Annotated in this window: 10 protein-coding genes; 2 read left to right on the plus strand and 8 right to left on the minus strand. The window is 28.0% G+C overall.

Annotated elements, in window-relative coordinates; genetic code table 11:
• The coding region (locus SPD90_RS01840) for a LysR family transcriptional regulator substrate-binding protein (protein ID WP_320924133.1) at positions 1-705 on the plus strand (705 nt) is incomplete at its 5' end.
• Between the two features lie 58 nt (positions 706-763).
• On the opposite strand, the gene SPD90_RS01845 is transcribed toward SPD90_RS01840, so the two are convergent.
• From SPD90_RS01845 to SPD90_RS01880, 8 genes are all read right to left on the minus strand, one after another.
• Positions 764-1042, minus strand: a complete 279-nt coding sequence (locus tag SPD90_RS01845) for a hypothetical protein (RefSeq protein WP_320924134.1) — start codon at positions 1040-1042, stop codon at positions 764-766.
• A gap of 148 nt (positions 1043-1190) precedes the next feature.
• A complete protein-coding gene (locus SPD90_RS01850) occupies positions 1191-1862 on the minus strand; it encodes a DUF1638 domain-containing protein (protein WP_320924135.1) in 672 nt (223 codons plus the stop codon).
• Between the two features lie 22 nt (positions 1863-1884).
• Positions 1885-3702, minus strand: a complete 1818-nt coding sequence (locus SPD90_RS01855; RefSeq protein ID WP_320924136.1) for an ASKHA domain-containing protein — start codon at positions 3700-3702, stop codon at positions 1885-1887.
• A 52-nt stretch (positions 3703-3754) separates the two neighbouring features.
• Positions 3755-4525 (minus strand): arylamine N-acetyltransferase family protein, encoded by a 771-nt coding sequence (locus tag SPD90_RS01860; protein WP_320924137.1) that lies wholly within the window; start codon positions 4523-4525, stop codon positions 3755-3757.
• A gap of 126 nt (positions 4526-4651) precedes the next feature.
• The gene (locus tag SPD90_RS01865) at positions 4652-5455 is read right to left on the minus strand and encodes a methyltetrahydrofolate cobalamin methyltransferase (protein ID WP_320624608.1); all 804 of its coding nucleotides are present in this window, start codon (positions 5453-5455) and stop codon (positions 4652-4654) included.
• 45 nt (positions 5456-5500) lie between these two features.
• Positions 5501-6559: a uroporphyrinogen decarboxylase family protein gene (locus SPD90_RS01870; RefSeq protein WP_320624609.1), complete on the minus strand. Its 1059-nt coding sequence runs from the start codon at positions 6557-6559 to the stop codon at positions 5501-5503.
• A gap of 51 nt (positions 6560-6610) precedes the next feature.
• Positions 6611-7981, minus strand: a complete 1371-nt coding sequence (locus SPD90_RS01875) for an MFS transporter (RefSeq protein ID WP_320624610.1) — start codon at positions 7979-7981, stop codon at positions 6611-6613.
• Positions 7982-8039: 58 nt separating this feature from the next.
• Positions 8040-8672, minus strand: coding sequence for a corrinoid protein (locus SPD90_RS01880; protein WP_320924138.1), 633 nt, complete (start codon positions 8670-8672; stop codon positions 8040-8042).
• A 326-nt stretch (positions 8673-8998) separates the two neighbouring features.
• Here SPD90_RS01880 and SPD90_RS01885 point away from each other — a divergent pair.
• Positions 8999-10100, plus strand: a 1102-nt coding sequence (locus tag SPD90_RS01885; protein WP_320924139.1) for a hypothetical protein, incomplete at its 3' end; no start/stop codon positions are given.

The raw sequence follows: 10100 nt of genomic DNA on the forward strand, positions 1-10100 counted from the left end.
ACTTATTTAAACGATGTCAGAGATTTAAAATCAGGCAAAATCGTAATCGGCTCAAACAACCTCTGCACGTCTTTTGTTTTGCCTAGAATCATAAAAAGCTTCACAGATAAATACCCAGAGATAAAAATAGAGCTACACGAAGGTAATATTTTTTATTTAGAGGATCAAATTAAAAAAGGGACCTTAGACTTGATTTTAGATAATTATCCAATTGATGAAAATATATATGAAAAGAAAGTTTTTCACACTGAAAACCTCTTATTAGCTGTCCCAAATAAGCTCAAATTAGACAGCGAATTATCAAAATACGGTCTTTCTAAGGAGGACATAATAAACGACGTCCACTTAGATAAATCCTCTCCTGCTGTGAGTATGAAATGCTTTGAGAATTATCCATTTGTAGCTCTTTATCCAGGTAATGACACTAGAAATCGATTTGATATGCTCTGCAAAGAAGCCAACTTTTCCCCTAAAATCATACTAGAAGTAGAGCAGCTAGTCACATCGTATAATATAGTCTGCAGCAACATGGGGATAGCCCTAGTCAGCGATACTTTAATAAAAAACATGCCGATATACGGCGATTTAAAATACTATAAATTAAACTCAAAGCTGACTATTAGAGAATTGTTTTTTCATTATCCAAACACGAGATATACAAGCTTTGCAGTCAAAAGATTTATAGAGGAGGCATCCTATACTTAAACTAAAACGGGACTTATAACAAGTTTAATACTTCTATAAGCCCCGTTTAAATTTATGCCTATTGTATAAATTCAGAATTACATGCTGTAATTTCATACATATTTAATGTTCCTATTTGTTGAAATGCCTCAGTAATTTCGCGAATTTCTGTTATAAAATCTTCCTTTAATTCTTTCATTTCGAAAACAAATTGAATTTTATTTTCTTTAATATTTGGACATTCTTCTAATTTATACTTTCTACCTCCAAATCTTCTACTTATAAAATCCTCCATACGTTTTTTAGAATAGTCTTTATGAGGTACTGCATCAACCTTCATTCTAATTCCTAATTGCATTTTAATAATCTCCTTCCAACCGCTTTATATTTTGTCCTTATACTATAGATAGTATATAAAAAAACTAAATCTAGCAATAAGAAATATCAACAATGCAAACATTTTCAAAATTAAATTTTACAATATTTACATAATATTATAGCTAAAATTATTCAAAATCTTTATAAGATACTTTTTCTCCAATTTCTTTGATTATGAAGCTATCATCTACAATTCCTAATAAAGCCTTCTCCATTATTGATAGATCACCTTCAACAACTTCATAATTTAAATCTAGATCCTCACACAAAGATTTAATTTTGTCCATTATATCCTCTAAGTCATAGGCCTTTGTATCTATAACCCCAATATGCTTATAATTACATATGACCATCTTATACATATCTATTGCATCTTCTTCTCCGTATTTTTCTTTTAATTTGAGCATTTCACTGTATAAACTATTGTCATTTTCCATATATCCTTTTGAGAAAAAATATGTTCTCTCACTATCTTTTATCTGTTTTCGCTTGTCATTTCCTCCCAAGTACAAAGATATACAGTCGCTTACTTTTGGCATAACTAGTTTAGAATAATCTGATTTTAATTCTAATACTGCATTTCCACATTGACCATATAATAAAGTTATTCTTTCATACTCTTTATTTTGACCTATGATCTCTTGCAATTTTAATTTTAAATTATCGGGATTATTGTGATATTTAGAATCAACATAAATTATTTCAGGCATAGATTTTATAGTATTACTTTTAATCATCTTTTCTATAAGAAAATTAACTTCATTCTTTAAAACTTCACATATTATAATTAAATTTTCCAAATAAATCCTCTCCCTTTTTAGTCTAAAGCATCAATGAATCTGCAAAAATTTTATTAAAATCTCTATGATTAGCTAATTCTACATGTCTTGTATTTTTAATTATATCCTTCATATTATTGTATTTATCTTTATATAAAAGAATTTGAATAGCTCCACTTCCAGCAGCATTTCCTAATATATGTATATTTTCATTTTCAATATTTGGTATCATATTTATACTTTTTATATTGTCGATATCTAAATTACTACCAAATGCTCCTGCTATAAGTATACTATCTAATTTATCTACTTGTCCTTCTATCATTAATAATTCAATTCCTGTTTTTACTGCTGCCTTTGCTAGTTGAAGGTTAACTATATCTTCTTGCATTAGACTTACTTTTTTATTTCCATCATTATATAATTCAATCTCATAAGCTTTTTCTTGTTTATATATTCTATCTTTAATCTTTTTAGATACATCATCTTCAATATCCTCTAACGTAGCAATTCTGCCCTGTGGTAATATTATTTCTTCTTCTGCTAATTTACTTATTAAATTTATATAACCACTGCCACAAATTCCTACACATTCACTAGTATCGCCTATAGTTTTTATATGAATATCGTCTTGTAAATCTATATCACAATCGTAAATAGCTCCATCACTTGCTCTCATTCCATATTTCATGTTAGCCCCTTCAAATGCTGGTCCTGCAGCAGTTGAACAAACTAAAATTTCTCTATCTGTTTTTAATGCCAATTCGCAATTAGTTCCTATATCAATAAGCAGTACATTTCCACTTTTATTTTTTATATCACTACTCAATATAGCGCCCAAAGTATCAGAGCCTACATATCCGCCTATATTAGGAAGTAATATAAATCTAGTACTTTTATCTAGGCTATTGATATTTAATAAATCTACTTTGCCTATAATTTCATCTAAAAATACTGCATTAAAAGGCGCTTTTGAAATCCCCTCTACATTTGCTCCCATGAGCAAATGACTCATAGTAGTATTTCCAACTATACTGACTATACCTATATCCTCTTTATCGACTTTATTATTAGAAATAATCTTATCAATTAATTTATCAATAGTGGTTTCTATTTCATATTTGAGCTCTTGTTTATTTTTTTTACTTTCTATAGCGTAATTTATTCTAGATATTACATCTGCTCCATATTTTTTTTGTGAATTAAGACTTGATTTAGTATCTAAAACTTCTCCACTAATTAAGTAAATTAAATATACAGCTACTGTAGTCGTACCTATATCGATTCCAATTCCATAATTTTGACTTTGACGATTGCCTGCTTGAACTTTTATTATTTCATCTTTAAAAATAGTAATTGTAGCCTTATAATCACTCTCTAATAAAATTTCATGCAACGTTGAAATTAAGCTAATATCAAATTTACAATCTATATTTTTTTGTTCTTTTAAGCAATCTAATATTCTTTTTATATCGCTTCTTTGATCCTTTAAAGAAGGTAATGGCAATTCTAAATATATTTTTTCTACTATGCTGTCTATATTTTTATCAGATTTTATAATTTTCCCCTTTTCAGCTGTTTCTTTATTTTCATCTAAAGTTTCTATAGTTACATCACCTAGTGCATATCTTTCGCAAGCTAAAACTACATTTTCATCTATTTCCTTTTTGCTCAATATTTTTTTTTCATTTTCTGTTATATTACTGATATGTCCTTCTAGAACTTTAACCCTACATTTTCCGCACTTTCCTTTTCCACCACATGCTGTTTCTATAGATATATTGTTTTCATTTATTAGATCTATTAGTTTTTTTCTTTCACAATTATCTAGCAAAACTTTTAAATCAAATTTTTTTGTCATAATTTTCATCTCCACTATATAAGTTTCCTGTATTATATACATTCAAAGGTAATTACAACACTATACCAAAATATTTTTTTAACACATTGTCTAATTCTTTATCACAAATTTTCTCTAATCTTCTAACTTTTCCTTCTTTGTAAAAAATAAGCTCACCATCAAATAATCTTATATGCTCTTCATCTGTATAAATAGCCACTTTCATTGAATTTATAAACGGAGAATTCAGATGAGTTTCACAATAAAAAGAAGGCAGTACATAGTCTATATCCAATTGAGGCTCTAAAGAAAAGCTATAAATTTGTTTCCAATCCTTATTAGGCTTTTTCTGATATAATATATACTCTTTATTTTTGTCTAATTCAAATTTATAATCACATTTTCCATCATTTTGTATTTTCCCTATTTCAAGCTCTAAGCTTTTTCTAGGAAGTTCACTCAATACTCCTACATCTGATATATAAGATTTCCCATCTATATCTACTTTCAAAATTCTATGCAATCTCATTCTAGTTTTTCCATCTTGATATATAAATCTTCCGGCTAAATTTGTCACATTAAATCCTAGACTTTTTAGCAAATTACTATATAATCCATTTAATTCAAAGCAATATCCTCCCCTTTTATTTAATATCATTTTATTAAATAAATCCTGAGCATCTAAGGATAACGATTTTTTATTTAAAACATCTATATTTTCATATGGTATATTAGTTAAATGAGCTATTTGTAGATTGCTAAGTGTATTATAGTCTATTTTTACTTCATCCTTATAATTCATTTTTTTTAAATATAAATTAATTTGTTCTTTATTGTATATCATAAACCTAACCTCTTTTTCTATAAAAAATAAGTACCGATAAATTTTATATTCTTATCGATACTTTAATGTGGGCGTATTTAAAAAAACCTTATTTTTATTAATTAAAATGTTTGTTACAAATTTACACTATTTTTTTGGTCCAATTAATCCTTCTCTATATGCTGTTATATATTCCATACAGAATTCGTCTTCTTCTAATAAAGCTTCTGTTGCATATATCATTCCTAGCATATCTCTATTAGTTGGGTCAACTATTGCACTATCCATTCCTGCATTCATAGCAAGCACCATAAATGCTTGATTTATTAATTTTCTAGCAGGAAGTCCAAAAGATATATTACTTAATCCACTTGTTATATGTATTGTTGGATATTTTTGTTTTATTAATCTACAACATTCTGCAAAAGTTGTAAGAGCAGTTTCATCAGTTCCAAGAGTAACTACAAGTGGGTCTATATGAAGTCTAGATGGGTCTATATTATATTCTTTAGCTTTTGCCATTATTCCATCAAATACTTCCATTCTTCTTTCTACAGAGTTTGGGATTCCTTTATCATCACAAAGTAATGCTACACATTCCCACTTAGTATCTGCTATTACTGGGAATATTACATCTATTTTATCTCCTTCTAATGATACTGAATTTACTAGTCCTGGCTTTTTACAAAATGGTATAGCTGCTACACAAGAACGTGGACTTGGAGAATCTATACATATAGGTACATCTGTCACTTCTTGAACTAAATCTATCATCCATTTTAAAGTATCTACTTCTATATCTTCTTGCACCGAAGCACAAACATCTATATATGTTGCATTTGCTTCTGCTTGTATTTTTGCTCTATTTTTAATGAATTCTGCATCTTTGTTTGCTATTGCTTCACCAACAACTGGTATAGAGCCATTTATTTTTTCTCCTATAATAATCATTTGTTATACTCCATCCTTTATATATTAATTCTTTATTAAAATCTATTAATCACAGTATAATTTTCTAGATTCTTTATACATTATTTCATATCCTTTTCTTCTACGTTCTGGATCATTTTCACGATACCAAGCTATATATCTTCCAAATTTTCCATAGTCTCTTACTCTATCTTTTATAGCTTGTTCATATTCTTCATCACTTAATTTACCATCTGGGTCTGGTGAGAAAGAGCTTATTTGTGCTAATTGATCTGCATATTTTTCAAATATACCTATTTTATCATTACAAGCATCTTGACCTTCCCAAGAATCAAATCCAGCTTCTATAAAGTTTTCTATTTGATTTCCAACACATCCACAAGAATGGAAGTTTACATAAAGTCCCATTTCATGAGCTGCATCATTCATTCTCTTATAATGTGGTAACATAACTTCTTCAAAAGTAACTGGTGAGAAGAAAGAATTCTTTTGAGTTCCCATATCATCGTGGAAAGTTATTATATCAGCATGATATACTTCTTTAGCTATTTTCATTAATTCTATATGGAAATCAGTTAATTTTGTATAAAACGCTTCTAAAGCTTCCTCTTCTTCTAATAAATAGCAGAATGTATCTTCAAAGCTTGTTAAGTCTGCTGTTCTTTCAAATAATCCATTTACAATTACAAATGCAGTAGCCTTATCTGGATCTATCTTATCTTTGTAATTTTCATCATAATCTTTTTGCCAATCTATAGCTGATAAATCAGGGAAAACTAATTGTTCCCAGTTAGTTATATCATCTAATCTTCTTGTTCCTGGTTTTACCATAGCTGCTTTTGTTTGTGGTTCATATTCCCATTCTATACCAAACCAGTCGATACCACCTTTGCATCTAGCATATGCATCTGGCATTACTAATGGTTGTATAAAGTTAACATCAAAATAAAGTGATGGCATCCAAAGAGGTTTCTCTTTTTTGTATATTTTAAGTACATTTTCCTTTGGTGTTATAGGAGTATTGAACTTAACTGTTTCAAATTCTGGTGCACCATATGGTATTGGTATAGCCGGTGCCATTTTTGCATCTTGTATCTCTTCTATTTTAAAAGAATAATCACTCATTTTTCTTCCTCCAATTTTATTAATTAATCTATACAATCTAAGTATTTTTTATTAATTAGCCTTAGCTCTTTCTTGTAATTCTTTTTCCATTACAGCTATATCACTGTCTTTAATTTTATATCCTAATAAAGGTATTATAGAAATTACTAAAAATGCTATTGGTACTAAAAGGAATAACATTTTTATACCACTTACAGTTGAATCTGTAATAGCTGCATCAGCATTATAAGCTATTGCTGATAAAACACTAGTTATAACAACACCTCTAACTGCTATCGATATTTTTATAGCTAAAGAGCTGAAAGACATTATAACTGCTTTAGTATTTTTTCCTGTTTTATATTCACTATATGTACCACAGTTTGAATATAAGCTAGTAGTATTTCCATAGGCTATTCCGAAGAATATTTGTCCTAAGCCTAAAAGAGATGTTACTATTATTTTATTAACTGGCATTATATATATAACTACTAGGCATAATGCAAATCCTAATATACCAATCATATTTGTCAATTTACTTCCAACCTTATCAACTACACGTTTTGATATAAGTGATCCTACTAGAGCTCCTACGTTGAAAACTACTAATATAAAAGAAATTGCACTTGCATCCTTAAGGACAACCTTTGCATAATATGCAACTGATGCCATTAAAGTATAATATCCAATTAGTTTTAAGAAATCGTAAATTAACACTAATAAAAGCTGTGGATTTGAAGTTATACTTTTTGCCATATCCTTAAATGAAATAGATTTTGCGCCTTTTGCATCAGCATCTGATAGTTCTTTTGGCTCATCATATCCTTTAGTTATAACAAAATGTACTATAAAGCATACTGTAAATGTAAGTGATGCTATTAATGCTGTCATTGTATATCCAATAACTCCACTTGAACCTGCAAATACACCTAAGAAGAATATATTTAATACTGGTACAAGATATGATGCAAGTATTTTTCCTGCACTTGAACCTGCTGAAATTCTACCAGATAGAAATGCTCTCTCTTTTGGATCATCTGTAAGCTCTCCAACTAAAGTTCTATTTGCTGTCCAGCTTATATTCCATATACCATGGCTTAATATATATCCTATTGCACAAATTAATGCTGCAACTGGATCTGGTCCTATTTTAGTAAACATCAATACGAAAAATGCCACTACAAAAGGAGAACAGTATATTAACCAAGGTCTATATTTTCCACCTTTAAAATTAACTTTGTCTATTATTACTCCTGCTAACATAGCTGTTATTGCATCTGCTATACCTGCTATAGAGGTTACTGCAGCTACCAATGGTAATGGTAATTTTGCTACATCAGTTAAGAATATTACAAAGAATGTTGTTTCAACTGTACTCATAAACGAAAATCCAACTTCGCTTATTCCCCAAAAAGTTTTAATTTTGTTATTTATTTTTTTCATAAAGAACCTCTCTTAATTTATATAGTTCTAATTTAACCTCACTCTGCAACGATTAACTTTATCCTACTAATTTTTTAGCTACTTGAGCTGCTTCAGCTGCATCTTCTGTATATGCATCTGCTCCTATTTCATCTGCAAATTCTTGTGTTATAGGTGCTCCACCAACCATAACTTTGAATTTATCTCTATTTGGATATTCGTTAAGTGCTTTTACTGTATCTTTTAATGCTGGCATAGTTGTTGTAAGAAGTGCTGATGCTCCAACTATTTTAACATCTGGATTTTGATCTAATGCTTCTATGAATTTTTCTGCTGGTACATCTACTCCTAAATCAATAACTTCAAAACCTGCACTTTCAAGCATCATTATAACTAAGTTTTTACCTATATCATGTAAATCTCCTGCTACTGTTCCCATTATCATTTTTCCTGCAGAAACTGCATTTTCTCCCATTAATAATGGTTTTAAAACTTCTACACCTTTTTGCATAGCACGAGCTGCTACTAGCATTTCTGGAACAAATATTTCATTTTTTGTAAACTTTTCACCTACAACGCTCATTGCATCTATCATTGCGTTTAATATATCTGGTGCACTTACTCCTGAATCTAGAGCTTCTTGAACTAATCCTGCTACCTTTTTAGATTTTCCTCTTTCTACTGCTGTTGCTACTTCTTGAATTTTAGACATGTAAATTCCCCCTTAACATATAATAAATTATTTTTAAATTTTAATAATACAAAAGATTTTCTTATGTCGATATTGTATAACGTTTTCATTTCTCTTATCTTTTATATTTTAAGTATAACCCTTTTAAATTGTCTTTTTCAATGTAGTAAATTATGAATATTATTATAAATTTTATAATTTTTATAATTTTTTATATTGTATATTTTTACAAAAAATATATATTTTTTTATAAAAATTACACAAAAAAAATTAAATTCAAAGTATTTTATTGTATAATATTAACAATATATTCAATATTCATCTTAAATCATGAAAGGAGTTGCAAAATGTATATTAATTTAAATGAAATATTAGACAAATTCTTACCATATACTTATGACTATAAAATATCGTTTTATACTGAAATAATAAGCTTTAAATTTTCAACTAAAGCTCTTCCTAGCTATAGTCCTTATTGTTTGTATATATTTAAAGAAAAAAATCTACCTAAAGATATTTTAGTAGAAGATGTAATAAATTTTTTAATAATAGGTACTCCTAAAGAAAAAAACTATTTAAATAATTGTAATTACATTATTTTAGAGGAGAATTCTATTTCTACTTTTGACATAATAAAAACTATTCAAGGTCTATTAAATTTTGATGATGCTTTGTCATCATTTAAAGAAAAGCTAATCTTTAGTATAGAAAAGAATTTATCCATAGACAATATGCTTTCTATAGCTTATGAGTATTTAAATAATCCTATTATTGTACTTAATTCTAAATATCAGACCTGCTACTTTGAAATAGGAAAAACAATAATAGATGAACCTGTGTGGGAATTTCAGTTAGAACATGGATATCCTCATCCAGAATATTCATTAAAATACAATCACAACAAAAAAAATCGTCTTTTAGCAGAAAACAGCTACGAACATATAATAACTTTTTTTGACGATATTATGAAGCATAGAGAAATTAGTGTTCCAATAAAACACATTGATTTTGCAATTGGGCGTATTAGTATGCTAGAAGTTAATAGACCTATTACATCAAGTGATATTCATATATTAAAAACACTAGCTAAACTAATGTATCCTCTTATGATTACTGATGATAAATTCATAAATTCAAAAACATCAAAGATAGACTCTATAATGTATGAATTAATAACTTGTGAAAAACCTAATTTATTACTTATAAAAAAGAAATTATCTAATTTAAATTTTAATTTAGATTCAAATATGTATCTTTTATGCTTAAATGATTCTGATAATATAAACTCAAAATCAAAAATCAATTACTTAAGACAAATAATACAAAATACCTTAAAAAATCATTATGTTTTTATATTTCAGAATAATATTTTAGTACTTTATGATAATAAAAATTCATTTACCCCATTTTACAAAGTCGATGAATTTAAAAATTTTTCAGAATTAATAA

The sequence above is a fragment of the Intestinibacter sp. genome (assembly GCF_034113885.1).
GTDB lineage: Bacteria > Bacillota > Clostridia > Peptostreptococcales > Peptostreptococcaceae > Intestinibacter.

Coding starts and splice junctions, on each gene's coding strand:
- SPD90_RS01845 (WP_320924134.1), bottom strand. CDS start 1,042: ATGCAATTAGGAATTAGAATGAAGGTTGATGCAGTACCTCATAAAGAC.
- SPD90_RS01855 (WP_320924136.1), bottom strand. CDS start 3,702: ATGACAAAAAAATTTGATTTAAAAGTTTTGCTAGATAATTGTGAAAGA.
- SPD90_RS01860 (WP_320924137.1), bottom strand. CDS start 4,525: ATGATATACAATAAAGAACAAATTAATTTATATTTAAAAAAAATGAAT.
- SPD90_RS01865 (WP_320624608.1), bottom strand. CDS start 5,455: ATGATTATTATAGGAGAAAAAATAAATGGCTCTATACCAGTTGTTGGT.
- SPD90_RS01870 (WP_320624609.1), bottom strand. CDS start 6,559: ATGAGTGATTATTCTTTTAAAATAGAAGAGATACAAGATGCAAAAATG.
- SPD90_RS01875 (WP_320624610.1), bottom strand. CDS start 7,981: ATGAAAAAAATAAATAACAAAATTAAAACTTTTTGGGGAATAAGCGAA.
- SPD90_RS01880 (WP_320924138.1), bottom strand. CDS start 8,672: ATGTCTAAAATTCAAGAAGTAGCAACAGCAGTAGAAAGAGGAAAATCT.